Here is a 26,079-nt window from a genome sequence, read left to right as displayed (position 1 = left end):
GACCGATGGCCTATGCGAGCGCTGTCATTGCATGAACTGCTGGCCTAACGCTTCCATCTCTTGCTTGAACTCGTCGCATTTGGCCTGACGTTCAGACGCCGGGATGGCTGCCCATTTTGTTTTCGCCTCGCTTGCACCGGCGTTGAAGGCCTTGTCAAAAGCGGCCGTGTCCATACCGTTCTGGATCGACAGGGCTCTTTGCTTCTCTTTTTGCTCGGCCAGCTGTTCGTCTGAGGAGTCCCCGCAGACCTTGGCCGTCGTGTGCATGGAGCCGCCGAAGTTGGCCAGTTGGGTGTGCATGTTCGACATCATCGTTTGATGGCTCGGTTCCTGAGCCTGTCCGCTGAGGCTGATCAGCATGAGTACGCCGGCCATGGAAAGCGTTTGCAGCCCTGTTGCTAAAGACATGTTCGCTCCTGTTTCCTGTTTCCTGTTTCCTGTTTTATGTTCTGCGCTGTCGCTGCGCTTAGTGTTTTCATTGCCTTGTCAGTTCAGTTTCTGTGACCTCAACGCAGCATCTTGTGAACGGCAACCGCACCTTCAATGGCTTGGTCGTTGGTGATGCCCTGCATGCTCTCGACCTTCTGCAGCGCAATGCCTCCCGCCGCCGCGATAACAGTGACTCTGCCGACAACCACCTGCGGGCCGACGATGCCCAGCTGGGCAGCTGGATCCAACTGCTTGCTCGGGTCCACGACGAATCCGCCGATGTCCTCAACCCTGTGATCGTCATAGATCATCCCAATCTGCCGAAGCAGCTTCGCGTCCGATGGCTCCGGGTCCACGCTGATGCCGATCGACAAGCCGCCGCCCTTGACCATCTCGAACGCGTTGCCGGATTGCATTTCCTTGGATAGCCAGGTGCAGCTGATGCCGTAGACAGTCACATTGTCGTAGCGCCCGCCGTCTTCTTCGTCGACCAGCACCAGCCCGTCGATCATCGGCCCAAGCGTTGCGGCTATCCGGTTGCAGTCGGGAAGTTGTTCCAGGGTCGGCGGGACGTAGCCAGCGCTGGGATCGGCGCCGGGGTCGCCATCGTCATCGCAGCCGCTGGTGACAAGCGCAAGGGCCAGCAAAGCCGGCAGGGCAGAACGGGGCATCAGCACAGCAGCATGTTCCTGTTTAAGGTCAGGTGATCGGGGTGGCGACTGCCGTGCTGGCACCGCCGTCGTCTGAAAGCCTGAACTCTAGACCAGATCGGCTGCGCTTCAAGGAAGCGGGATCAGACAAAGCCCTAGGGCGCTTCGCGGTAGACGTCATCGAACCGAACGTTCATCCCGCCGCAATGGCTGTTGTCGGTCACGACCAGGTTACCTGCAACGTACTGCAAGGTGACGCTGCAGTCGTAGTCGTCATCGCCCTCTGCGATCTTCAGCAAATCGCCGGAAGGCCGTGCCTCGCCCGCGAATGCACCGACATGGACGATCCTCTCGCCATGGCTGTTGAGACCGCCATACCAGGTCGCGTCGCCTTCGGCGAAAAGCGGGCCGGCCGGCGAGGGACGGCTGATGACGATGCTGTTGCTGCCCGCAATCGGCACCCAGCGGCCAATCCAGTCGTCGGCCGTGGGTGTTTGTGAGGCTTCAATGTCGATGTGGCTTGCGGGCAGCCAGCCGACGAACTCGCGCTTCTCGGCAAAGTACCAGACGCAGGCCCAGCCATCCGCCTGGTTGCCGACAAGAAGCCTGTCACCATCCACAAGATAGGCTTTCTGCAGGCAGGACTCATCTTCGGGGCAGCCGGCGGCATCGTCTCTGAAGTGCACCCGCTGGCCGCTGTCAGCGACCAGTTCGGCCTGTTGCACCTGGCCTGCGAATGCCGGGAAGAAGCCGTTGCGGCACGAATAGGCCTCGATCGCCTGAACCGATGGCGCCAGCAACATGCACAGTAGAACGGCTCTGAAATGCATGCCCGGCGATCTCCTCTGATGGGTGCGCTACGCCGAAGGGCGGTTCGACGCGGCGGGCTGCTGCTGGGTGATGCAGTGGATATTGCCGCCGCCGAGCAGAATCTCGCGACCCGGTACCATGACGACCCGATGCTGTGGAAACACGCGGCTAAGAATAGCCTCTGCTTCGCTATCCAGTGGATCGCGGAATGACGGGGCGATGATGCCGCCGTTGACGATCAGGAAGTTCACGTAGCTGCCGGCCAGGCGGATCGAAGGATCACGCGGCTGGGTGCCGACCAGCGGCACGACACCGGCGCATTCTTCTTCGGTGGCGTGAAGCGGTCCTGGGATGGGCATCTTGTGTACCACCAGTTGTCGATCCCAGGCATCACGCGCCTGCTCCAGTACACTCATGGCGGCCTGGCAGCGCTCGTAATTCGGGTTGTCGCGGTCATCGGTCCAGGCCAGCAGGACCTCGCCTGGGCGAACGAAACAGCAGAAGTTGTCCACGTGCCCGTCGGTTTCGTCGTTGTACAGTCCGTATGGCAGCCAGATGACCTTATCGATCGCCAGATGATCGGCCAGCACCCGTTCGATCTCTTCGCGAGAAAGGTGCGGGTTGCGATTTCGGTTGAGCAGGCACTCTTCGGTGGTGATCAGCGTGCCTTCACCGTCGACATGAATCGAACCGCCTTCAAGGACGAAGCCCTCGGTGCGGTAGCGGTCGCAGCGCTCGATCTCGAGGATCTTGCGCGCCACTTCATCGTCGCGCTGCCAGTCCTCATAGAGCCCGCCGTTCAGTCCGCCCCAGGCGTTGAAGGTCCAATCGACGCCGCGCAGGCCGCCCTTGCCGTTGATCACGAAGGTCGGGCCGGTATCGCGTACCCAGGCATCGTCGCTACTGATTTCCACCACGCGGATACGCGGGTCGTCGAGTTGTTCCCGCGCAGCCACGTACTGCTCGGCGGTAGCACAGACCGTGACCGGCTCGAAGCGCGCTATGGCTTTGGCCACCGCGGTAAAGGCCGCTTGCGCCGGCGTGCCCTGGTCGCGCCAGTTGTCTGGGCGCTGCGGCCAGACCATCCAGGTCTGGCTATGCGGTGCCCACTCGGCTGGCATGTGATAGTCGTCGGCACGCGGCGTGGTGGTGAGGGTGGTCATCGGTCGTTTCCGTAGAGTGCGCTGCCTGTAGGCGCGAGCTTGATTGCCAATGCGGCGCTGCAGCTCGCGCTCCTACTGTAGGTCAAAGGTTTGATCAGGACTCCAGCGAGCCATCCAGCGTCTTGATTGGGCTATACAGATTCGGGCGACGGTCACGGAACACACCCCAGGCACTGCGAATGTGCTCAAGCTGATCGAGATCGAACTGGTGCACCAGCACGCCTTCACTGGTCTCGTCCATTTCCTCGACCTTGGCGCCAAACTGGTCGGCGATGAATGAGGAACCGTAGAAGGTGATGTCGTAGCCGTCCTGTTCTTCGGTGCCGATACGATTGCTCGCGATCAGCGGCATCAGGTTGGCGCCGGCATGGCCTTGCTGCACGCGCTGCCAGTGATCACGCGAGGTGATGTTCGGGTCGTGCGGCTCGCTGCCGATGGCCGTTGGATAGAACAGCAGTTCGGCACCCATCAGCGCCATGCTGCGCGCCGTCTCGGGGAACCACTGGTCCCAGCAGATGGCCACGCCGATCTTGGCGTAGCGGGTATTCCAGACCTTGAAGCCGGTGTCGCCCGGATTGAAGTAGTACTTCTCGTGGTAGCCGGGGCCGTCCGGGATGTGGCTCTTGCGATAGACGCCGAGTACTCTGCCGTCGGCATCGATGATGGCAATGGAATTGAAGCGGGCGCGGCCAGCCACCTCGAAGAAGCTGATCGGCAGCACAACCTGCAGCTCAGCGGCGACTTTCTGGAAATGCTGGATCGCCGGGTTCTCCTCGACGGAGCTGGCCAGTTGCAGATATTCGGGGTTCGGCTTTTGGCAGAAGTAGGGCGTCTCGAACAGCTCTTGGATCAGAATCACCTGCGCGCCCTTGGCAGCCGCTTCACGGACCAGCTTCTCGGCATTGGCAATGTTGGCTTGGCGATCCCAGGAGCAGGCCATCTGGGTGGCGGCGACGGTAACGGTGCGGGACATTGGAAAACCTCGCGAATGCTGGCGTGAGTGGGACCCTGTCTCGGGTGTTGCGAAATCTATTCGATAGTTATCCGGTTTTGAAGCGTTATTTCCGCCATTCCAGCTTTTAAGGCGGTAATTTACCGATAAGTATCGGTTATCCGTTTGGCTGCTCACGTTTGGGCAGGAAGGGCGGCAGGTAAAGCCCCAGGTACGCATCGAAGACGCGCATACCCTCTTCGGCCATTCGCGCAGTAATTCGACCATGCAAATGCACTGATCGTGCGTAAACCCGGTCGCCAAGCTCCAGCGCCAGGGCGAATACCTCGACATCGTCCGGCAGTGCGGGTAGATGGAAATGCCGTTCAAAAAGGACCTGCATCAGTTCGCCGAGTTCGGTGTCGTGCTGCCGGTCCGCCTGAGTCACTTCGGTCAGCCCATGCTGGGCGAGGATCAATTGGCGGGCTGCGGGGTCCGCCTCGTAGATGGCCAGCATGCGCCGCTCGATCAGCCGGGACAGGTCCTGCCAGCTGTTCAAGGCCAGGTGATCGACAGGTTGCTCAAGGCTTGAACGAAAAGCCGAATGCACATCGGCGGTCAAGGCTTCGAGAAGTGCTGGAACGTTGGCGAAGAAGTGATAGACCGAGGACGGTGGAATGCCGGCGCGTTCGGCGACGCTGTAGATCGAAAGCCCGACCACGCCTTGAGCAGCAAGCAGCTCGCGTGCGGCGCGGAGGATCTGCGCGATACGCGCCTGGCTGCTGGCGCGAGGCTTGCGGCTTGGCGTGGGGAGGGGCGAGCTGTCGGGTATTTTCATAGTCGCCTATTGGAAGCCACTTGGTTGCCTCGTGGCAAACAGGCAGGCCACCACGGCGTCGTATTCACGGCATGCGCGGCGAAGAGGCGTACCGTGGCCGAGTGGGGTCGGCACGCTTGAGCCAACCGCCGATTGCGCGGGACGACCTGCGCAACCGGGCTTCCGATCAAACGGTATGCAGGTACCAGTTGTATTCCAGATCGGAGATCGAGTGTTCGAACTCGGCCAGCTCACTCTCCTTGCAGGCAACGAAGATATCGATGTAGGTCGAGTCTATGTAGCGCGCCATGATCTCGCTGTCGTCCAGCTCGCGCAGCGCATCGCGTAGGTTGGTCGGCAGGCTTTGCTCGACCTGCTCGTAGGAGTTGCCTTCTATTGGTTCGTCCGGCGCGATCTTGTTGGTCAGCCCGTGATGGATGCCGGCCAGCACGCCGGCGAGCAGCAGGTACGGGTTGGCGTCCGCCCCGGCTACGCGATGTTCGATGCGCACGGCGTCGGGGCTGTCGGTTGGGACACGCAGCGCCACGGTGCGGTTATCCAGGCCCCAGCAAGGTGCGTTGGGAACATAGAACTGCGCGCCGAAACGGCGGTACGAATTGACGTTGGGGCAGAGGAAGGCCATCGACGCCGCCATGGTCTGCTGAATGCCGCCGATGGCATGGCGCAGCGTTTCGCTTTCCAGCGGATTGTCGGTGGCGAAGATATTGTTGCCATTCTTGTCGAGCAGCGAGATATGGACATGCAACCCGTTGCCGGCCTGGCCGGGGTAGGGCTTGGCCATAAAGGTGGTGTCCATCTCGTGGTCGTAGGCGATGTTCTTGATCAGTCGCTTGAGCAGCACCGCGTAGTCGCAGGCCTTGATCGGGTCGGCAACGTGGTGAAGGTTGACCTCGAATTGCGCCGGGGCGCTTTCCTTGACGATGGCATCGGCGGGAATGCCCTGTTCCTTGGCGCCTTCGAGGACGTCCTGCAGACAATCGACGTATTCATCGAGGTCATCGATCAGATAGACCTGGGTCGAGTGCGGGCGCTTGCCGGAAATTGGCGAGCGTGGCGGCTGTGGGCGACCGTTCACGTTCTCTTGGTCGATCAGGTAGAACTCCAGCTCGAACGCAGCGCAGACGGTCAGGCCCAGCGCATCGAACTTGCTGACCACCTGGCGCAGCACTTCGCGCGGATCGGCGAAAAATGGCGAGCCGTCGCGCTCATGCATGGTCATCAATAGCTGCGCGGTGGGGCGCTTTTGCCAGGGTTCATTGCTCAGGGTGTTGGGGATGGGGAAGCAGGTCCGGTCCGAATCACCGATGTCCATGCCCAGCCCGGTGCTTTCCACGGTGATGCCATTGATGTCGAGCGCGAACAGCGAAGCGGGGAGGTTGATGCCTTTTTCGTACACCCGATGCAGGCTGGCACGCTCGATGCGCTTGCCTCGCACGACACCGTTCATGTCTGCGATCAGCAGGTCGACGTATTGGACCTCCGGGTGTTCTTTCAGAAACGCGTTCGCTTCATTGAGCTGAACGGCACGCGGCGGCGGAAGCATGATGAAAACACCTTAATTGTTAAAAATTTCAATCAGCAAACAACATGTCTTGGAGTCAATCGGAAAGCCAACTCGCTGTCAATAGCGCCTCTGAATGCCCCAAGAGCGCCCACAGTGGGCGGTTCTGGGGCGGTACCGAAAAAAGCTGCGCGGCGCTGCGGTCGCTTTCGGAAGGTCGATCGGTCGGCTATTGTCTATAAAAATGAACAAGACTACTCTCCGACGAGCCCACCCTGGAAAGACGAGTATCCCATGCCTCGCGTGCCTTTGATCGGCGTTTCGGCCTGTACCAGGCAGATCGGCCACCACAGTTTCCACATTGCCGGCGACAAGTACCTGCGCGCGGCGGCTGTAGCCGGTATGCCGCTGGTCATCCCGGCGCTCGGCGACCTGATTGATCCCGCTGTTCTCCTTGATAGCGTAGACGGGCTGCTCTTTACCGGCTCGCCATCCAATGTCGAGCCGCACCATTACGGCGGCCCCGCCAGTGCCGAAGGCACGCCTCATGACCCATCGCGTGATCAGCTGACACTTCCTTTGATCCGCGCCGCGGTAGAAGCTGGCATACCGGTGTTTGGCGTTTGCCGTGGCTTTCAGGAAATGAACGTCGCCTTCGGCGGCAGCTTGCATCAGAAGGTTCATGAAGCCGGCCCCTTCGCCGATCACCGCGAGCGAGCGGACGATCCGGTCGAGGTGCAGTACGGCCTCAGTCACCCGGTGCATGTTCAGCCCGGAGGCTTGCTCGAACAGATCGGTCTTCCCGCTCAGATTGAGGTCAATTCGGTGCACGGTCAGGGCGTGGAGCGGCTTGGCCATGGCCTGCGCATCGAAGCGCTGGCACCGGATGGGTTGATCGAGGCGTTTTCCGTCGAGGGCGCGCGCAGCTTCGCCCTCGGCGTGCAGTGGCATCCGGAATGGAAGGTGCATCAGCACCCTTACTACCTGGCGTTGTTCGAGGGCTTTGCTCGCGCATGCCGGGAACGCGCAGGACGGCGCTGAGCGCGGGCCGGCACGGCGCTCGTTTCATTAATCTCTGAGGTCGTTATGTCCAGCAAGCTCGACCAGCTCACCGGCTGGCTGAAAGAACGCAAGATCACCGAGGTGGAATGCCTGATCAGCGATCTGACCGGGATCGCCCGCGGCAAGATTTCCCCCACCAACAAATTTCTCGACGAGAAGGGCATGCGCCTTCCTGAGAGTGTGCTGTTGCAGACCGTCACCGGCGATTACGTCGAGGATGACATCTACTACGAGCTGCTTGATCCCGCCGACATCGACATGTTCTGTCGCCCCGATCCAGACGCGGTATTTCTCGTGCCCTGGGCCATCGAACCCACCGCTCAGGTGATCCACGACACCTACGACAAGATGGGCAATCCCATCGAGATATCGCCGCGCAACATCCTCAAGCGTGTGCTGAAGATGTACGCCGCCAAGGGCTGGCAGCCGATCGTCGCGCCGGAGATGGAGTTCTACCTGACCAAGCGCTGCGAGGACCCCGATCTGCCTTTCCAGCCGCCCATCGGCCGCTCGGGTCGCCAGGAAACGGGTCGGCAGTCGTTTTCCATCGATGCGGCGAACGAATTCGACCCTCTGTTTGAAGATATGTACGACTGGTGCGAGGCCCAGGGGCTGGATCTGGATACCCTTATCCACGAAGAAGGCACCGCGCAGATGGAAATCAACTTCCGTCATGGCGAGGCGTTGCACCTGGCCGACCAGATACTGGTATTCAAGCGCACCATGCGCGAGGCCGCGCTCAAGCACAACGTCGCGGCGACCTTCATGGCCAAGCCGATGACGGGCGAGCCGGGCAGCGCCATGCACCTGCACCAGAGCGTGATCGACGAGACCGGACGCAACATCTTCTCCAACAGCGACGGCACCATGAGCCAGCTGTTCCTGCATCACGTCGGCGGCCTGCAAAAGTACATTCCCGAGCTGCTGCCGCTGTTCGCGCCGAACGTCAATTCGTTCCGTCGCTTCCTGCCCGACACATCGGCGCCGGTGAACGTCGAGTGGGGCGAAGAGAACCGCACCGTCGGCCTGCGCGTACCGGATTCCGACCCGCAGAACCGTCGTGTCGAGAACCGCCTGCCAGGTGCCGATGCCAATCCGTATCTCGCCATCGCTGCCAGCCTGCTATGTGGCTACATCGGCATGGTCGAGGAGCTGACGCCGAGCCAGCCCGTCAAGGGGCGAGGCTATGAACGCCGCAACCTGCGCCTGCCTTTGACCCTGGAGGCGGCGCTGGAGCGGATGGAGAACTGCCGCGAGCTGGAGAAATACCTGAGCCCGAAGTTCATCACCGGCTACGTCGCAGTCAAGCGTGCCGAGCAGGAGAACTACCACCGGGTGATCAGCTCCTGGGAGCGCGAGTTTCTGATGCTCTCGGTGTAACGCTGTAGGGTGGATCGCGCTTCATCGATCCACCATGGCCCCGTGGGGTGGATCGATTAGGCGTGATCTACCCCACGTTTGGCCGGAGGCTTCGGATGGACGAGCTTTTCATCCATCGAAAATCACGGATAAAAGAGGTGACTGATGAGCGATTCGCAAACCCTGCAATGGCAAGCCCTGAGCCGCGACCATCACCTGCCGCCGTTCACCGATTTCAAGGCGCTCAACGCCAAGGGCACGCGCATCATCACCCGCGGCGAGGGCGTCTATTTGTGGGACAGCGAAGGGCACAAGATCCTCGATGCCATGGCCGGGCTCTGGTGCGTGAACCTGGGTTACGGTCGTGAGGAGCTGGTCGAGGCGGCGACTCGCCAGATGCGCGAACTGCCCTACTACAACCTGTTCTTTCAAACCGCGCATCCGCCAGCGCTGGCATTGGCCCAGGCCATCGCCGAAATCGCCCCGGAAGGCATGAACCACGTGTTCTTCACCGGTTCCGGCTCGGAGGCCAACGACACTGTGCTGCGTATGGTGCGGCACTACTGGGCGATCAAGGGCCAGCCGGCGAAGAAGGTCGTCATCGGTCGCTGGAACGGCTACCACGGCTCGACCATTGCCGGTGCCAGCCTTGGCGGCATGAAGGCGATGCACGAGCAGGGCGATGGACCGATCCCAGGGATCGAGCATATCGACCAGCCCTACTGGTTCGGCGAGGGTGGTGATCTGGATCCGGACGAGTTCGGCACGCGCGTCGCCGAGCAACTCGAGCAGAAGATTCTCGAGGTGGGCGGAGACAAGGTCGCCGCCTTCATCGCCGAGCCGATCCAGGGCGCAGGTGGAGTGATCATTCCACCGGACAGCTATTGGCCAAAGATCCGCGAGATTCTCGCGCGTTACGACATTCTGTTCATCGCCGACGAAGTCATCTGCGGCTTCGGGCGCACCGGCGAGTGGTTCGGCAGTGACTACTACGGCAATGCGCCGGATCTGATGCCGATTGCCAAAGGCCTGACCTCGGGCTACCTGCCCATGGGCGGCGTGGTGGTGCGCGACGAAGTGGTGCACACCCTCAATGAGGGCGGCGAGTTCTACCACGGCTTCACCTATTCGGGGCATCCGGTGGCGGCCGCGGTGGCGCTGGAAAACATCCGCATCATGCGCGAAGAAAAAATCGTCGAGCGGGTCAAGAGCAAGACGGCACCTTATTTGCAGTCTCGCTGGCAGGAGCTGGTCGAGCATCCGCTGGTGGGTGAGGCGAGGGGCGTGGGCATGCTTGGCGCGCTGGAGCTGGTAAAGAACAAGAAGACCCGCGAGCGTTTTGCCGATCCAGGGGTGGGCATGCTCTGTCGTGAGCATTGCTTCCGTAACGGTCTGGTGATGCGCGCGGTGGGTGACACCATGATCATCTCGCCGCCTCTGGTGATAAACGAAGAGCAGATCGACGAGCTGATCGGCAAGGTTCGCCTGTGCCTGGATGCCACCGCCAAGGACGCGCTCGGCTGACCGAAAGGGTGCGAACGAAGGTGCTCAGCACCGCCAAGAGCTAATGTTACGAACGTGGGTGCGAACCGCGTTCGGGTTGTTGAAAAACGGACACCGACCTTGCCAGACTGCGCGCGTGCTTTGGCCAGACTACCGAGGGGTGTGTCGAAGCCGGCGCAACCGGTTGCTGCGAGGAAGCGGTGGGAGATGATGTTCATCTTTCCGACCTGTCCCTAGCCCGATACAGAACGACGACAACAGGAGCTGCACGGATGAAACCCTTTGCCAAAACCCTACTTGCCCTGACGCTGGCTGGCGCCGTAGCTGGCGCTGCGCAGGCCGAAGACAAGGTGCTGCACGTTTTCAACTGGTCCGATTACATCGCCGAAGACACTCTGGAAAACTTCACCAAGGAAACCGGCATCAAGGTGGTCTACGACGTCTTCGACAGCAACGAGGTGCTGGAAGCCAAGCTTCTTGCGGGCAGCTCGGGCTATGACGTGGTCGTGCCGTCCAACCCGTTCCTGGCCAAGCAGATCAAGGCCGGGGTATTCCAGAAACTCGACAAGAGCAAATTGCCGAACTGGGAAAACCTCGACAAGGATCTGCTCAAGGCGTTGGAACCGAGCGATCCGAGCAACCAGTACGCGGTTCCTTACATGTGGGGCACCATCGGCATCGGCTATAACCCCGAGAAGGTCAAGGCCGCGCTCGGCGAAGACGCCCCGGTGAATTCCTGGGATCTGGTGTTCAAGCCTGAAAACATGGAAAAGCTGAAATCCTGCGGCGTGTCTTTCCTCGACTCGCCGACAGAAATCATCCCGGCGGCGCTGCACTATCTCGGTTATGAACCGGACTCCACCAAGTCGGACGAGCTGAAAAAGGCCGAAGAGCTGTTCATGCAGATCCGCCCGCACGTGGCGTACTTCCATTCCTCCAAATATATTTCCGATCTGGCCAACGGCAACGTCTGCGTCGCCATCGGCTATTCGGGCGATGTGTACCAGGCCAAGGCGCGTGCCGAGGAAGCGGGCAACGCGGTCACGGTGAAGTACAACATTCCTCAGGAAGGCGCCGGCACCTTCTTCGACATGCTGGCCATTCCGGCCGACGCGAAGAATGTCGAGAGCGCGCATGTCTTCCTGAACTACCTGATGAAGCCCGAAGTGATGGCGTCGATCACCGACTACGTCCAGTTCCCCAACGGAAACGCGGCGGCGACGCCTCTCGTGGATGAGGCGATCCGAACCGATCCGGGCATCTATCCGAGCCAGGCTGTGCTGCAGAAGCTCTACACGTTCCCGGATCTCGATCCGAAAACCCAACGGACCATGACCCGCAGCTGGACCAAGATCAAGTCGGGTCGTTGATCGAGGCGCTCAGGCCCGCTCTTCGGAGCGGTCTGGCGATACGCCGGCGGGACAACCGCCGGCATTCTTATCGGGAGGATGGCATGCACGGAACCGCATTTCTGGCCGGCATTCTTCACGTGCAGTTTGTTTCTGGAGCATGGCCGCATCACCGGTTGCGTTCTTCCAGTTGATTTTTCGAGGTTTTTCCAATAAACAGCCCGCCTTTCGCCCGCTGCGGCAGGTGCGGTCTGTAACAAGAGGACAATCCCATGCACTCGACACTGAAGTCGCTCATCATCGCCGCTGCCGTTGGCGGCGCCGCTACCGCGCAGGCCGATACCGTTCACATTTACAACTGGTCTGACTACATCGGCGAAACCACGCTGGAAGAATTCGAGAAAGAGACCGGCATCAAGCCTGTCTATGATGTCTTCGACTCCAACGAAACCCTCGAGGGCAAACTCCTTGCCGGCCGCACGGGCTATGACGTGGTGGTGCCTTCCAATCACTTCCTAGGCAAGCAGATCCAGGCCGGGGCTTTCCAGAAACTGGACAAGAGCAAGCTGCCGAACTGGGAAAACCTTGACCCGGCGCTGCTCAAACAGCTGGAAAAGAACGATCCCGGCAATGCCTACGCTGCCCCTTATCTCTGGGGAACCAACGGCATTGGCTACAACGTCGAGAAGGTGACCGCCGCACTGGGGATCGAGAAGGTGGATTCCTGGGCGGTATTGTTCGAGCCAGAAAATGCCAAGAAGCTCGCCGGTTGCGGCATTGCTTTTCTGGACTCGGCCGACGAGATGATTCCGGCCATGCTCAACTATCTGGGCCTGGACCCCAACAGTGAGAACCCCGAAGATTACGCCTTGGCCGAAGCCAAGCTGCTGGAAGTGCGCCCGTACGTGCGGTACTTCCATTCGTCCAAGTACATTTCCGATCTGGCCAATGGCAATATCTGCATCGCCGCCGGTTTCTCGGGGGATGTCTTCCAGGCCGCTGCTCGCGCCGACGAGGCCGGCAAGGGCATCGACATCGCCTACTCGATTCCCAAGGAAGGCGGCAATCTCTGGTTCGACATGCTCGCCATCCCGGCGGACGCGCAGAATGTCGACGAAGCTCATGCATTCATCAACTACTTGCTGAAGCCGGACGTGATCGCGTCGGTCAGCGACTACGTGGGCTATGCCAACCCCAACCCGAAAGCCGATGAATTGATGGATCAGGAAGTGCGCAATGACCCCTCGGTCTACCCGCCGCAGGAAGTGCTGGATCGGCTGTATGTCTCCGCCGAGCTGTCGCAGAAGGTGTTGCGCTTGAAGACCCGTAGCTGGACCAAAGTGAAGTCCGGCCAGTAACGACGACGAAGTGGTGGGTGCATCGCGCCCACCCGATACTCCCGGCGCGCCGGGCCTATTTTTCCAATCGGGAGTTCGCGCATGGCAGTTGCCTCCAGCGCCTACAAAAAAGCCCTCACCGGTGAGAGCCAGAACAAGCAGGTGCTGCTGAAGATCGACCGCGTCACCAAGAAGTTCGATGAAACGGTGGCGGTCGATGATGTCTCGCTGAGTATCCATCAGGGCGAAATATTCGCGCTGCTCGGAGGCTCGGGCTCGGGCAAATCAACCTTGCTACGCATGCTGGCGGGCTTCGAACGGCCTACCGAAGGACGGATTTTCCTCGACGGTCAGGACATCACCGACATGCCGCCCTATGAGCGGCCGATCAACATGATGTTCCAGTCTTATGCCTTGTTTCCGCACATGAGCGTGGAGCAGAACATCGCCTTCGGCCTCAAGCAGGACGGATTGGCCAAGGCCGAGGTCGACGAACGAGTGAAGGAAATGCTCGGCCTGGTGCAGATGACCCAATATGCCAAGCGCAAGCCGCATCAGCTTTCCGGTGGTCAGCGGCAGCGGGTGGCGCTGGCGCGATCACTGGCCAAGCGCCCGAAGCTGCTGCTGCTCGATGAGCCCATGGGTGCCCTGGATAAGAAGCTGCGCTCGCAGATGCAGCTGGAGCTGGTGCAGATCATCGAGCGGGTCGGCGTGACCTGCGTGATGGTTACGCACGACCAGGAAGAGGCCATGACCATGGCCGAGCGCATCGCAATCATGCACCTGGGCTGGATCGCCCAGGTCGGCAGCCCGATGGATATCTACGAAACGCCGGCTAGTCGGCTGGTCTGCGAATTCATCGGCAACGTCAACCTGTTCGACGGCGAGTTGATCGAAGACTCCGAAGCCTATGCCGTGATCGCCTGCCCGCAATTGGAGCGGCCGATCTATGTCGGCCACGGCATCAGCACGCGGGCCCAGGATAAGCGCGTGACCTACGCCCTGCGCCCGGAAAAACTCCTCATGAGCCTGGAGAAGCCGGTGCTGGAGATGGCCGACTACAACTGGGTGCAGGGCGAGGTGCACGATATCGCTTACCTGGGCGGTCACTCGGTGTACTACATCAAGCTTGAGTCGGGGATGCTGCTGCAGGCCTTCGTCGCCAACGCCGAGCGCCACGTGAAATGGCCGACTTGGGAAGAACAGGTCTATCTGCACTGGCAGAGCGACAGCGGCGTGGTGCTGCAGGCATGAGCCGCTCGCGCTTGAACAGCGGGCGCCGACTGGTCATCGGCGTGCCCTTCCTGTGGCTGATGCTGTTCTTTCTGCTGCCATTCGCCATCGTGCTGAAGATCAGCTTTGCCGAAGCGGATGTGGCCATTCCGCCATACACGGATATCTTCGCCTACGCCGAGCAACAGCTGCAGGTGGTGATCAATCTTGGCAATTACATCTTCCTCAGCGAAGACGATCTGTATTGGGCCGCCTATGCCGGCTCGCTGAAAATTGCCTTCTTCAGCACCCTTCTGTGCCTGCTGATCGGCTACCCCATGGCGTACGCCATCGCCCGGGCGCGCAAGGATCTGCAGACCGTGCTGTTGTTGCTGATCATGATGCCGACCTGGACTGCGATCCTGATCCGCGTCTACGCCTGGATGGGCATCCTCAGCAGCAACGGTATTCTCAACGGCCTGCTCATGGGCCTGGGCCTGATCGACGAACCGCTGCGCATCCTCAACACCGATCTGGCTGTATACATCGGCGTGGTTTATTCCTACCTGCCGTTCATGATCCTGCCGCTCTACGCCAATCTGGTGAAGCACGACTTCAGCCTGCTCGAAGCCGCCTCGGACCTCGGTGCGCGCAACCTCACCAGCTTCTGGAAGATCACCGTGCCGCTGTCGAAGAACGGCATCATTGCTGGCTGTATGTTGGTGTTCATTCCGGTAGTAGGTGAGTTCGTCATCCCTGAACTGCTGGGCGGGCCCGAAACGCTGATGATCGGCAAGGTGCTCTGGCAGGAGTTCTTCAACAACCGTGACTGGCCAGTGGCGTCCGCACTTGCTGTGGTAATGCTGGCGATCCTGCTGGTGCCGATCATTCTGTTCAACCGCAACCAGGCCAAAGAACTTGAGGGCAAGCTATGACTCATCCAAGTAGCCGGCTGCCCTGTTCAACCGGCACGTCACCCACCAGCACGGCGAAAGAGTCGGGGGGCAAGCTATGAAGCGTCTGAGCTTTTCCAATCTCATCCTGGTGCTTGGGCTGCTGTTCATCTATCTGCCGATGGTGCTGCTGGTCATCTATTCGTTCAACGCGTCGCGGCTGGTGACGGTGTGGGGCGGCTGGTCGCTGAAGTGGTATATCGGCTTGCTGGACAACAGCCAGCTGATGGGCGCGGTGATGCGCTCGTTGGAGATTGCGTTGTATACCGCTGTGGCCGCGGTGGCGCTGGGGACCATGGCGGCGTTCGTGCTGACGCGGATTCCCAATTTCCGAGGCCGCACGTTGTTCGGCGGGTTGGTCACCGCGCCGCTGGTCATGCCTGAAGTGATCACCGGTCTATCGCTGCTGCTGTTGTTCGTCGCGATGGCACAACTGATCGGATGGCCGGCACAGCGGGGCATCGTGACCATCTGGATCGCGCATACCACCTTCTGCTCGGCTTATGTCGCGGTGGTCGTGATGGCGCGTCTGCGCGAGCTTGACCAATCCATCGAGGAAGCGGCAATGGACCTCGGTGCGCGGCCCTGGAAGGTGTTCTTTCTGATCACCATGCCGATGATCGCGCCATCGCTGGCGGCCGGTGGGATGCTTTCGTTCGCCCTGTCGCTGGACGATCTGGTCCTGGCCAGCTTCGTTTCCGGGCCGGGCTCGACCACCTTGCCAATGGAGATCTTCTCCGCCGTCAGGCTTGGCGTGAAGCCCGAGATCAACGCGGTGGCCAGTCTGATCCTGCTGGTGGTGTCGCTGGCGACTTTCCTCGCCTGGTACTTCAGCCGTCGTGCAGAGAAACGCAGGGTTCGCGCGATGCGCCAGGCCATGGATGAGGGCGCTCAGTCGAATTGGCGGCCGGCAGTCGACAATACGGTCGCGACGCCACCCTCGGCCCATAGCTGAGCTACCTGACCGCTCCCTGGCTGGCGGGGTTCCAGTCACAGAAACAGCCCACCGCGAGCGAATGCGTGGCGTTGACCTGACGATCCGCCAGCACCGCTTCGAGGATCGGCTCGATGAAGCTGTTGCTGGAGTTGCACACGGCGCCCTCGCTATAGGGGCCGACATAGACCAGGCGACCGCTCGTATCCCAGATACCCACGGCCGGGCTGGCTGGCAGGCTGTCTGCGCCGGGAAAAGCAGAAAGGGCGTGCAGGCCGGCCAGCTGTTCCGGCAGACGGCCCCGAGTGCCCGGCTTTTGCAGCGCATAAAAGCGCACACCTCGATCGCCGAAGCGCTGCACCAGTTCGGACAGGTGTTGCTGGTTGCCTGCGTTGCAGGGGCAGGCCGGATCCCAGAAATGCACGACGCGGATCGGCCCGTCGCCGGCCAGGGCTGAGGGCAGCGCCAGGTTCTCACCTGAAAACAACTGCGTACTTTCGCTTTCGAAGGGGCGCAGATAGCGCGCCTCGAACCACCAGAAAGCGGCCAGCATGGCGCCGCCCCACAGTAGCGCGACGAGCGCTGCTATCAGATATTTGCTGCGTAAGGACATGGAGGCGCTCTTCGATGGAGGCGTCAGCTTGCCACGTCGCGCTGCAGAGCTGAATATCTGTTCAACTTGAGCAAGAAAACCTGTCATGCCTTCGCAAATCGATCCCGACGCCCTCCGCGCACAGCTGAGGCCCCTCAGTCATGGAGCCGAGCTCACCGCTGACGCGCGCTTCTACCAGGCCTACTACGGCTTGGATCTGCCCCATCGCTTGGGTATCCAGCGGCGTATGGGCTGCTTTTCGGTGCACGGTTATCAGGTTGCCGCACAGGCGTGGTATCCCGAACAGCCGGTAGCGACGCTGCTGATCCTGCACGGCTATTACGACCATATGGGCCTTTACCGGCACGTCGTGGACTGGGGGCTGCACATGGGCTTCGCCGTGCTCGCCTGCGACCTGCCGGGGCATGGCCTGTCCAGCGGCCCGCGCGCCAGCATCAACGAATTCGATGAATATCAGGCAGTGCTGCACGGCCTGCTGCATGAGGCTGAAAGGCTGGAGCTGCCGCAGCCCTGGCACCTGTTGGGGCAGAGCACCGGGGCTGCGATCGTGCTCGATTATCTGCTCGGTCAGCCGGAGCACCCGCAACTGGGGCGCGGCATTCTGCTGGCGCCGCTGGTGCGGCCACGCGCCTGGGGCTGGTCGCGGTTCAGTTATGAAATGGTACGGCGCTTCGTCAAACAGATCCCTCGCCGCTTCAGCGAGAACTCGGGCGATCCGGCGTTTCTCCAGTTCATCCAGTCGGGCGATCCGCTGCAGCCGGACATTCTGCCGACTGCCTGGGTCGGCGCACTGTCACGGTGGATTCCCCGTATCGAGAATGCGCCGCGCAGTTCGCACAGCCCGATCATCATCCAGGGGGACGCTGACATGACCGTCGACTGGCAGCACAACCTTCCGGTACTCGAAGGCAAATTCACCACGCCGGAGATCCTCTGCCTCCCCGGCGCACGTCATCATCTGGTCAACGAGCGCGAAGCAATACGCCGCGAGTATTTCGATTTTCTCAGCGAGCGGCTGAAGTAGCCTCAAGCGCTTTATCCTCGGCGCCAGCCTGTGCCTGAATTTCACTGCTGCTCATGCCGACCGCAAGGCCGGCCCGCAGGGCTTCTAGCGCGGCCTGGTAGTAGTGCTGGCCGGCTTCCGATCGGGCGAAGTCGACGAACTCCTCCAGTTCGGCGTCGGAGAGGTCGCGATAGATGTACAGCAAGGTGTTGTCCAGGTCGCTCTCGACCTGCTGTTGCAAACGCTCGCGCTGGCTGTCGAGCAACCCCTGTGCCTGCCCGCCACCGAGCAGGCCGGGAATCATCTGACTGAGGCTATCGGCCGCGACCCCGGCGAGCGCCAGGCTGACCTCCGCACCGGCTTCAGCCGCCGGCAATGCCTGCGCCAGATGACGGATCAACAGTTGCCGATTGCTGCCGGCTTCCATGCGTGGCAAGCCATTCTCGTAGCGGGCCAGCTGCTCGCGGCGGCCAGCCAAGGTTTCTGCCGCGACGACCTTGTGACCCAGCGGTGACTGGAAGAAGTCGAGCGCTGGCTGCGGGTCCTGCAGATTATTGCGTAATGCCTGCTTGGCACGCTGGTCGATGGCGTTGACCGCGAAGCGCCGGTTGCTGTTGTTCACCAGCGCCTGATAAACCGCGGGCGGCAAGCTGCTCTTGTAGCGTTGCTGAGCGGCCGTCAGGGCATCGGAAAAGTTGGCGCGCTGCTCGGCCCAGCCTGCGGCCTCGTAGAGTTCATCGTAGCTATCGGCCAGCGTGTTCAGGCTGAAGGCGAGTAATACACAAGCAATAAGGGCGCGCATGGAAGCTCCTCTGTGGCGGGCGGTTTATTTTCGGCGTCGCGCCCCGGGCTTGTCGAGGAGCGAAAGCACTGCTGCTAGACTCAGCCGCTGTTTCCGGGCGGGCCCACCGAGGCCGCGGGGAAACGTTATCCGACCCATTGGAGTCACCTTCCTTGCCGTTCTCTATGATCATCGACGATCTCGCCGCGCGCGGCTGGTCGTTGCAGAGTTCCTTCCTGTCCAATGATGTGACCCAAGAGCTGGCCGACGAGTGCCGCAGACGTTATGCCGAGGGTGAGCTGTTACCCGCCGGTGTCGGTCGAGGCGAGGAACAGGCAGTGCGCGAAGGTATTCGTGGCGACCATATTCACTGGCTGGAAGAGGGACAGGCGGAGGTCTGCGATGCCTACCTGGCGCTGATGGACGGGTTGCGGCAGATGCTCAATCGCGAGCTGTTTCTTGGTCTGGAAGAGTTCGAGTGCCACTTCGCGCTCTATCCGCCCGGTGCCTTCTATCAGACCCATCTGGATCGTTTCCGCGATGACGACAGCCGCTGCGTCAGCGCCGTGCTCTACCTTAACCCGAACTGGCAGCCCGCCGATGGGGGTGAGCTGCGCATGCATTTCGCTGATGGATCGAGCCGGGACATCCCGCCGCAGGCCGGCGACCTGCTGATCTTTATGTCCGGTGATTTTCCCCATGAAGTGTTGGTCACCCGCAGCGATCGGATGTCGTTGACCGGCTGGTTTCGCCGGCGTCCGGTGGATGTGTTGGCGCTCTAAGACCGAAACGCTCTGGACACGCATAAAAAAGCCCGGCACTAAGGCCGGGCTAAAGAAAAAAGCATGTGCGGCGTTTATTACATCCCCAGCAGGTTAGGCAGGCCCAGGGAGATCGCCGGCACATAGGTAATGATCATCAGGAATGTCAGCAGCAAGGCCAGCCACGGCAGCACTGCGCGAATCACCTGAGTGACCGGCATACCGGTTACCGCCGAGGCGACGAACAGGTTCAGCCCCACTGGCGGAGTGATCAGGCCGATTTCCATATTGACCACCATGATGATGCCGAGGTGAATCGGGTCGATACCCAGCTGCACGGCGATCGGGAACAGGATCGGCGCCAGGATCAGGATGATCGCCGACGGCTCCATGAACGCACCGGCAATCAACAGCACGACGTTCACTACCAGCAGGAACATCCAGGGTTGCAGCCCAGCCTCGAGCACCATGGCGGTGATTTGTTGCGGAATCTGCTCAGTTGTCAGCACGTGTGCGAAGAGCATCGCGTTGGCGATGATGAACATCAGCATGATGGTGAGCTTGCCCGACTCCAGCAGCACCTTCGGGCAATCGCGAATGCTGATGTCCTTGTAGACGAACAGCGCGATAAAGGCCGAATACACCGCCGCAACCGCAGCCGCTTCGGTCGGGGTGAACATGCCGGAGTAAATTCCGCCGAGAATGATCACCATCAGCAGAAGGCCCCATACCGCCTTGCGTGCCGATGACAGCCACTCACGGAAGGTCGCCCGCGGCATCGCCGGCAGGTTCTTCTTCACGGCAATGATATAGATCGCCAGCATCAGCCCGACGCCCAGCAGAATGCCTGGCACCACACCGGCCATGAACAGCTTGCCCACCGAGGTTTCGGTAGCGGCGGCGTAGACGACCATGACGATAGAGGGCGGGATCAGAATGCCCAGGGTGCCGGCGTTACAGACGATGCCGGCGCCGAAGGCCTGAGGGTAGCCGGAGCGGACCATGCCGGCGATGGCGATGGAGCCGACCGCGGCGACGGTTGCCGGCGACGAACCCGAAAGTGCGGCGAACAGCATGCAAGCCATTACCGCACCGATGGCCAGGCCACCACGGATGTGGCCGACGGTGGCGTTGGCGAAGTCGATCAGACGTCGTGCCACACCGCCGGTGGTCATGAAGGCGCCAGCCAGCAGGAAGAACGGAATAGCCAGCAGGGTGTAGTGCTCGGACGTCTCGAACAGCTTGATCGCCAACGAAGTGACCGAGTCCGGGCTGAACAGCAGAATGGTCAACGAGCCGGCCAGGCCGAGCGAAACGGCCACCGGCACGCCGATGAACATCAGGGCGAACAGCGCCAGGAAGAGGAACAGGATAGTCATTTACTTCGGCTCCTCTTCACCGAGCTTGGCCGCTTCGGCAGCTTCGTCTGCCAGGCCCAGGCCGGTTTGCTCGTTGCGCAGGATGCGCACGAAAATCTCGACGAAACGGATAAAGACCAACGCGAACCCGATCGGCACGATCATGCCGATGTGCCATTGCTTGACACCGAAATGGCCAAGGTCTTCCGCGCCGATATTGGCGGTGAACAACGCCTGGATCCATTCGAAACTGGCCACGCTCATCAGGCCGGCATAACCCAGGCAGAACAGGCAGGCAACGATGCCGATGTAACGCTGTACCGGGCGCGACGCGAGCTTGACCAGCGCATCGACGCCGATATGGCCGGCGGTACGCACACCGTAGGCCAGGCCGGAGAAGATCAGCCAGGCGAACAGTGCTTTGGTCAGCGCGGTGCTCCAGGTCATCGCCTGGGCGAAGCCGATGACGAAATCGCCAATGGCGAAGAAGAAGTCTTCAGCTGCCGGAAAGGACTCGGCAAGGCTGTAGAAAACGGTGTAGAGGTTGTTCAGGACCACGTAAACGAAGGTCACCAGAGTCATGGCGGCCAGCAGAAAGGCGATGAAGCCCTCCTCGAAGTGGTCCCAGACGCGCCAGAGGGCGTTCATGGATGACATCTCCCGATGGAATGCATTGTGTGTCGACAGGCGTACGGAGCGTGCGCCATGAGCCGGCCTGGTAACCGGATGACAGAGCAGTGAAAAGGCCTGTTCTGGACAAGGCGAGAAAGGCGCTGATTCAGCTGCCGTCTTGGTCGCGATGTCGTTATGTTTTTTTCGCTGCGCTGTCGGTACTGCCTTGCTGAATGAAGGGAGCGAGGGTCACTCGCTCCCTTTCAGTCAGTACTTACTGAGCGTTGGACGCTTCAGCGGCCTTGATCAGGTCTGCACCGATTTCGTTCTCGAACTTCTTCCAGACCGGCTTCATGGCTTCGCGCCACTTGGCGCGCTCTTCCGGCGTCAGTACGAGGATTTCGGTGGTGCCCGCGGCCAGGATGTCGGCCTTGGCCTTCTGGTTCAGCGCGTCAGCCTGCTTGTTCACCTCAACGGTAACCTCGTCCAGGATGGTTTCCAGCTCGCCGCGAACGTCAGCCGGCAGGCCATTCCAGAACTTGGTGTTGGTGATCAGCATGTAGTCGAGCAGACCATGATCGGACTCGGTGATGTGCTTCTGCACTTCGTGCATCTTCTGCGAGTAGATGTTCGAGTAGGGGTTCTCGGCACCGTTGACCACGCCGGTCTGCAGGCCCTGGTACACCTCGGCGAAGCTCATCTTGCGCGGGTTGGCGCGCAGCGCCTTGAACTGCTCGTCCAGTACAGCGGATGCCTGTACGCGGAACTTCAGACCGCGCGCGTCTTTCGGCTCGCGCAGTTCCTTGTTGGCGGACAGCTGCTTCATACCGTTGTGCCAGTAGCCCAGGCCGGTGATGTTCTTGTCTTCCATGGAGCTCAGCAGGCTCTGGCCGGCTTCGCTCTGCTGGAAGCGGTCTACCGCCTGGATGTTGTCGAACAGGAACGGCAGGTCGAACACCTGAACGCCCTTGGAGTAGTGCTCGAACTTGGCCAGCGAAGGCGCGATCAGCTGCACGTCGCCCAGCAGCAGCGCTTCCATTTCCTTGCCGTCACCGAACAGGGAGGAGTTCGGGTAGACCTGAACTTCAACCTTGCCGGGCAGACGCTCTTCTACCAGCTTCTTGAACAGGTTGGCGCCCTGGCCTTTCGGCGTGTTGTCCGCAACCACGTGGGAGAACTTGATCAGGATCGGATCGGCAGCCTGGGCCAGGCCTGCGACACCCAGTGACAGAGCGCAGGCAAGCGCCGTGGCGGTCAGTTTGAACATTGTTGTTTTCCTCTTGTTGTGAATTGAGTCGTCGTTTCTCAACGGCGGCTCGGCTGTGGCCGGCAAGACAAGTCTAGGCGTCATCGAGGAAAAGTCGCGGCGCCCATGGGTAGACCTGTTTCACCAACTCGTGGATTAGCGAGAGCAAGTGCTGTGCCAGAAGACACATAGCCCGCCCTCGTGATGCCGGAGTTTACCGGTGTAGTGGCAGAATGCTGACGAATATTTCTCAACCAGCACGTCTAACCCGGAGCTTTCATTGATGACGGCTGGGTTAGGCCGCGCGCGTTATCTAGCCGGACAACTGTTGCAAAGGCGTGGCAAAAGCGCACAGCGGGGGAAAACCCGGTTCCCGATCATTGGCTCGTGGCGGAAATCCGCCAGCTATTCGCCGTCTTCCGGCGAGGTTCCGCCAGCTTCATTGAAAACCAGGCCGTGCTTGCGCAACTTGTCGTGGAGTGTCTTGCGGGGTAGGCCGAGAGCCTCTGCGACGCTGCGCAACGAGCCATGCGGCCGGGCCAGCTCGGCAGCGATCAGAGCCCGTTCGAAGGCGTCGACTTGCTCGTTGAGCGCGCTGCCGGCCGAAGCAGCTGTGCCGGCGGCGATCTGGCTCGGATCTTCGAGGCCCAGCTCGAGACCCAGGGCGAATCGCTCCGCGGTGTTCTGCAGTTCGCGCACGTTGCCCGGCCACGCATGCCGGAGCAGCTGCGCGCGCTGTTCCGGGCGTAGCTCGCGGATTGGCAGGCCGTGGCGGCTGGCAGCGGTTTCGGTGAAATGCTGAAACAGGAACAGCAAGTCCTCGCTGCGTTCGCGCAGCGGTGGGATGCGCAGCGGCGCCACGTTCAGCCGGTAGTAGAGGTCGGCACGGAAGCGGCCCTGGTCGGCAGCCTGGCGTAGATCCTCCTTGGTGGCGGCGATCACACGGATATCCAGCGCAATGGACTGGTTGCCGCCCAGGCGTTCGACGACCCGCTCCTGCAGCATGCGCAGCAGCTTGACTTGCACATCTAGGCTCATGCTTTCGATTTCATCGAGAAACAGGGTGCCGCCATTGGCGAACTCGAACTTGCCGATGCGACGTTTCTGCGCGCCGGTAAAGGCGCCCGCCTCGTGACCGAACAGCTCGCTTTCGACCACAGACTCGGCCAGCGCGCCGGCGTTGATGGCGACGAAGGGACCGGCGCGCCGACTGGACAGGTCATGCAGCGCGCGCGCCACGACCTCCTTACCGGCTCCGGTTTCGCCGAGGATCAGCACATCGGCCTGGGTGCCTGCGAGCGCGCCGATCTGTTCGCGCAAGCGCTGCATGGCTGGTGACTGGCCAAGCAGGCGCGTCGACAATTGCTGACGGTCGGCCAGCGCCAGGCGCAGGCTGCGGTTGTCGAGTACCAGCTGGCGCAACGCCAATGCGCGGCGCACGCTGTCGAGCAGCGCCTCGCTGGGAAAGGGTTTCTCGAGAAAGTCATAAGCGCCGGCGCGCATCGCCTGTACCGCCAGCTGGACGTCGCCATGGCCGGTGATTAGCAGAACCGGAAGCTCGCTGTCAGTCGCGTGCAACTGCTGCTGCAGCTCGAGACCGTCGAGCCCGGGCATACGAATATCGCTGACCACCACGCCGGGCCAGTCCGGCGTCAACAGCGCGGGCAGGCCGCGCGCATCGCCCAGGCTGAGCACCTTGAGCCCGGCGAGGTCAAGCGTCTGGCTCAGCGCCTTGCGCAGATGGGGGTCGTCATCGACCAGGACTACCTGAAACTGCGGGTCGATCTGGCTGGTCATGCTAGTCCTCGCTCGGAAAGGCGACGCCGGGGTCGGCGGATCGCAGGTAAAGACTGAGCTGGGCGCCGCCGTCGGGATGGTTGGCCATGGTCAGCTCGCCGTCCAGGGCCCGCGTCAGGGTATCGCAAATGGCCAGACCCAGCCCCAGGCCTTGGGCGCTGGTCTTGGTGGTGAAGAATGGCTCGCGGGCGCGTTGCAGCGCCGCGGCGGAAAAGCCCGGGCCATTGTCGCGCAGGGTCAGCAAGACGCCGTCTCCCTGACGTTCGGCGCGCAGCCAGATGCGCCGTACCGGTGGCCGCTCGTTGAGCGCGTCGAGCGCATTGGCCAGCAGGTTGGAGAGGATTTGCCGCAGCCGTGTTTCACCCGCCTGAACCCACAACGTCGCGTCCGGAAGGTCGCGAATCAGCTCGACGCCCATGGCCTGGCGACGCTTGGCCAGCAAGGCCAGCGCATCGTCCAGGGCCGGCTGTAGCGCCACCCGCTCCGGCGCGTGCCGATCCCGACGTGCAAAAGCGCGCAGGTGGGCGATGATCGACGCCATGCGTGCGGTCAGTTCGCTGATCAGTCGGAGATTGTCGCGGGCTTCTTCGTTGCGCTGTTGATCGAGCAGCACACCGGCATTGTCCGCATAACTGCGAATCGCCCCCAGCGGTTGATTGAGTTCGTGGCTGATGCTCGCCGACATGGTGCCCAGCGCCGACAGCTTGCCGGCTTGCAACAGTTCGTCCTGCGCACGGACCAGCTCCTGTTGGGCCTGCTCGCGTTCCAGTACTTCCTCCTTGAGCCGGCTGTTCAGCGCCTCCAGATCCTGCGTCCGTTCCTGCACGCGGCGCTCTAGCTGCTGCCGCGCCTTGGCATCCAGGGCGATGCGCTCCAGGTAGTGGCGGCGACGCTGCATCAACAACCCGAGCAGCAGCAATAACGCGGCGAGGGTGGCCGCACCGATCGCGACGACAGTCCGCACCGGTCGTTCGACCAGGCTGATCGGGGCGAGGATGCGTACCGTCCAGCCGGTTTCCTTGAGCTCTCGACTTTGGATCAGCCAGGCATCGATATCGAGCGTCAGATCTTGGGGCTCGAGCGTCGGGTAGGGCCGTTCGGACGCGATCTGCTCGCGTTCTTCGATATCCAGCGCCCGGCTTGCGCGGAATCGCCATTCCGGCTTGGAGGTGAGGATCACCACACCGAAATTGTCGGTCACCATGAGCTGCTCGGGCGTGTTGCCCCAGAGTGTCTCGGTGTAGTCCAGGTCCACCTTGACCACCAGCGCGCCGAGCACCTCGTCGCCGTCGCGCACGGCCGCGCCGAAGTAGTAGCCGCGTTTGCCAGAAGTAGTACCGAGGCCGAAGAAGCGACCCAGCTTGCCGGCCATGGCTTCCCTGAAATAGGGCCGGAAGGCGAAGTTGCGATTGACGAAGCTGTCCTCGTCGTTCCAGTTCGACGCCGCCAGGGTGTTGCCATCGGGTGCCATCAGGTAGATCACATCGGCGCCGGTTTCCTTGCGCAGTTGATCCAGCAGGCGATTGGCCTGGTCCTTGGCGGTAGGGCTGTCCGGCTGGCGCAGTGCCGTGCGCAGGGTCGGCAAGTCGCCGAGGATGCGTGGCAGCACCTCGTAGCGACGCAGCGAGCCGAGCAGGTTGGCCACGTAGAGGTCGAGCGTCTGGCGGTTCTGCTCGATCAGCTCATTGCTGTAATAACGTTCGGCCAGTTGCTGCAGCGGCCACAGCAGTGGCGCCAGCAGCAAAGCGACCAGGGCCAGATTGCGCCAACGTGGGCGACGAGGAGGTTCGAGTGGTGTCATGCAGATGCGCCTGTGATTCGGGCGGCATTATGCACCTTAAGCACAGGGCAGGGCGCCGCAGGCGCGGGCGGAATGG

At 61.5% G+C, this 26,079-nt stretch carries 24 protein-coding genes; 10 read left to right on the top strand and 14 right to left on the bottom strand.

All coding sequences use genetic code 11. The features are described from left to right. Positions 1–24 precede the first annotated feature (24 nt). The 7 genes from DQ405_RS01900 to DQ405_RS01870 all read right to left on the bottom strand — a co-directional run bounded on the left by DQ405_RS01900 (position 25) and on the right by DQ405_RS01870 (position 6,364). Positions 25–408 carry a hypothetical protein gene (locus tag DQ405_RS01900; protein ID WP_168422662.1) on the bottom strand — a complete coding sequence of 128 codons (384 nt, stop codon included), beginning with the start codon at positions 406–408 and terminating at the stop codon, positions 25–27. 98 nt (positions 409–506) lie between these two features. Beyond that, positions 507–1,100, bottom strand: a complete 594-nt coding sequence (locus DQ405_RS01895) for a lytic murein transglycosylase (RefSeq protein ID WP_178113968.1) — start codon at positions 1,098–1,100, stop codon at positions 507–509. A 134-nt stretch (positions 1,101–1,234) separates the two neighbouring features. Beyond that, on the bottom strand, positions 1,235–1,909 hold the full coding sequence (locus tag DQ405_RS01890) for a hypothetical protein (RefSeq protein ID WP_168422660.1): 675 nt from the start codon (positions 1,907–1,909) through the stop codon (positions 1,235–1,237). A gap of 27 nt (positions 1,910–1,936) precedes the next feature. After that, positions 1,937–3,052 (bottom strand): agmatine deiminase, encoded by a 1,116-nt coding sequence (aguA, locus tag DQ405_RS01885; protein WP_168422659.1) that lies wholly within the window; start codon positions 3,050–3,052, stop codon positions 1,937–1,939. Between the two features lie 94 nt (positions 3,053–3,146). Then, the gene (gene aguB / locus DQ405_RS01880; protein WP_168422658.1) at positions 3,147–4,025 is read right to left on the bottom strand and encodes an N-carbamoylputrescine amidase; all 879 of its coding nucleotides are present in this window, start codon (positions 4,023–4,025) and stop codon (positions 3,147–3,149) included. A gap of 136 nt (positions 4,026–4,161) precedes the next feature. After that, positions 4,162–4,821, bottom strand: a complete 660-nt coding sequence (locus tag DQ405_RS01875; RefSeq protein WP_168422657.1) for a TetR/AcrR family transcriptional regulator — start codon at positions 4,819–4,821, stop codon at positions 4,162–4,164. A 166-nt stretch (positions 4,822–4,987) separates the two neighbouring features. Then, on the bottom strand, positions 4,988–6,364 hold the full coding sequence (locus DQ405_RS01870; RefSeq protein WP_168422656.1) for a glutamine synthetase family protein: 1,377 nt from the start codon (positions 6,362–6,364) through the stop codon (positions 4,988–4,990). Between the two features lie 252 nt (positions 6,365–6,616). On the opposite strand from DQ405_RS01870, the gene DQ405_RS01865 reads away from it, so the two are divergent. From DQ405_RS01865 to DQ405_RS01830, 8 genes are all read left to right on the top strand, one after another. Further along, on the top strand, positions 6,617–7,363 hold the full coding sequence (locus DQ405_RS01865; protein ID WP_168422655.1) for a gamma-glutamyl-gamma-aminobutyrate hydrolase family protein: 747 nt from the start codon (positions 6,617–6,619) through the stop codon (positions 7,361–7,363). Positions 7,364–7,408: 45 nt separating this feature from the next. Then, on the top strand, positions 7,409–8,764 hold the full coding sequence (locus DQ405_RS01860) for a glutamine synthetase family protein (RefSeq protein ID WP_168422654.1): 1,356 nt from the start codon (positions 7,409–7,411) through the stop codon (positions 8,762–8,764). A 144-nt stretch (positions 8,765–8,908) separates the two neighbouring features. After that, on the top strand, positions 8,909–10,267 hold the full coding sequence (locus tag DQ405_RS01855) for an aspartate aminotransferase family protein (protein ID WP_168422653.1): 1,359 nt from the start codon (positions 8,909–8,911) through the stop codon (positions 10,265–10,267). Positions 10,268–10,518: 251 nt separating this feature from the next. Beyond that, positions 10,519–11,616 (top strand): polyamine ABC transporter substrate-binding protein, encoded by a 1,098-nt coding sequence (locus tag DQ405_RS01850; RefSeq protein WP_168422652.1) that lies wholly within the window; start codon positions 10,519–10,521, stop codon positions 11,614–11,616. Positions 11,617–11,867: 251 nt separating this feature from the next. Next, complete coding sequence (locus DQ405_RS01845) at positions 11,868–12,953, top strand: polyamine ABC transporter substrate-binding protein (RefSeq protein WP_168422651.1); 1,086 nt, start codon at positions 11,868–11,870, stop codon at positions 12,951–12,953. An 81-nt stretch (positions 12,954–13,034) separates the two neighbouring features. Further along, complete coding sequence (gene potA, locus DQ405_RS01840) at positions 13,035–14,186, top strand: polyamine ABC transporter ATP-binding protein (protein ID WP_168422650.1); 1,152 nt, start codon at positions 13,035–13,037, stop codon at positions 14,184–14,186. After that, on the top strand, positions 14,183–15,079 hold the full coding sequence (locus tag DQ405_RS01835; RefSeq protein ID WP_168422649.1) for an ABC transporter permease subunit: 897 nt from the start codon (positions 14,183–14,185) through the stop codon (positions 15,077–15,079). Before potA ends, DQ405_RS01835 begins: the two co-directional genes overlap by 4 nt. Positions 15,080–15,155: 76 nt before the next feature. Further along, positions 15,156–16,052: an ABC transporter permease subunit gene (locus tag DQ405_RS01830; protein WP_168422648.1), complete on the top strand. Its 897-nt coding sequence runs from the start codon at positions 15,156–15,158 to the stop codon at positions 16,050–16,052. Position 16,053: 1 nt separating this feature from the next. On the opposite strand, the gene DQ405_RS01825 is transcribed toward DQ405_RS01830, so the two are convergent. Continuing rightward, positions 16,054–16,644, bottom strand: a complete 591-nt coding sequence (locus tag DQ405_RS01825; RefSeq protein WP_168422647.1) for a DUF6436 domain-containing protein — start codon at positions 16,642–16,644, stop codon at positions 16,054–16,056. A gap of 85 nt (positions 16,645–16,729) precedes the next feature. Here DQ405_RS01825 and DQ405_RS01820 point away from each other — a divergent pair, with 85 nt between their 5' ends. After that, positions 16,730–17,668 (top strand): alpha/beta hydrolase, encoded by a 939-nt coding sequence (locus DQ405_RS01820; RefSeq protein ID WP_168422646.1) that lies wholly within the window; start codon positions 16,730–16,732, stop codon positions 17,666–17,668. Here the strand turns inward: DQ405_RS01820 and DQ405_RS01815 are convergent. Beyond that, positions 17,649–18,449 carry a hypothetical protein gene (locus DQ405_RS01815; RefSeq protein ID WP_168422645.1) on the bottom strand — a complete coding sequence of 267 codons (801 nt, stop codon included), beginning with the start codon at positions 18,447–18,449 and terminating at the stop codon, positions 17,649–17,651. The genes DQ405_RS01820 and DQ405_RS01815 overlap by 20 nt on opposite strands. A gap of 152 nt (positions 18,450–18,601) precedes the next feature. Between DQ405_RS01815 and DQ405_RS01810 the strand changes: the two genes are divergently transcribed. Continuing rightward, positions 18,602–19,210, top strand: a complete 609-nt coding sequence (locus tag DQ405_RS01810; protein WP_168422644.1) for a 2OG-Fe(II) oxygenase — start codon at positions 18,602–18,604, stop codon at positions 19,208–19,210. 77 nt (positions 19,211–19,287) lie between these two features. Here DQ405_RS01810 and dctM read toward each other — a convergent pair whose 3' ends face one another. The 5 genes from dctM to DQ405_RS01785 form a co-directional block, all read right to left on the bottom strand. Continuing rightward, positions 19,288–20,568, bottom strand: coding sequence for a C4-dicarboxylate TRAP transporter large permease protein DctM (gene dctM, locus DQ405_RS01805; protein ID WP_168422643.1), 1,281 nt, complete (start codon positions 20,566–20,568; stop codon positions 19,288–19,290). Then, the gene (locus DQ405_RS01800; RefSeq protein ID WP_168422642.1) at positions 20,569–21,195 is read right to left on the bottom strand and encodes a TRAP transporter small permease; all 627 of its coding nucleotides are present in this window, start codon (positions 21,193–21,195) and stop codon (positions 20,569–20,571) included. 238 nt (positions 21,196–21,433) lie between these two features. Next, positions 21,434–22,426 carry a C4-dicarboxylate TRAP substrate-binding protein DctP gene (gene dctP / locus DQ405_RS01795; RefSeq protein WP_168422641.1) on the bottom strand — a complete coding sequence of 331 codons (993 nt, stop codon included), beginning with the start codon at positions 22,424–22,426 and terminating at the stop codon, positions 21,434–21,436. A 384-nt stretch (positions 22,427–22,810) separates the two neighbouring features. Beyond that, positions 22,811–24,202: a sigma-54-dependent transcriptional regulator gene (locus DQ405_RS01790; protein WP_168422640.1), complete on the bottom strand. Its 1,392-nt coding sequence runs from the start codon at positions 24,200–24,202 to the stop codon at positions 22,811–22,813. A 1-nt stretch (position 24,203) separates the two neighbouring features. Continuing rightward, positions 24,204–26,003, bottom strand: coding sequence for a sensor histidine kinase (locus tag DQ405_RS01785; protein ID WP_168422639.1), 1,800 nt, complete (start codon positions 26,001–26,003; stop codon positions 24,204–24,206). Positions 26,004–26,079: the final 76 nt, after the last annotated feature.

The sequence above is a fragment of the Pseudomonas sp. SST3 genome (assembly GCF_003325755.1).
This window is presented reverse-complemented; position numbering and strand designations above follow the sequence as displayed.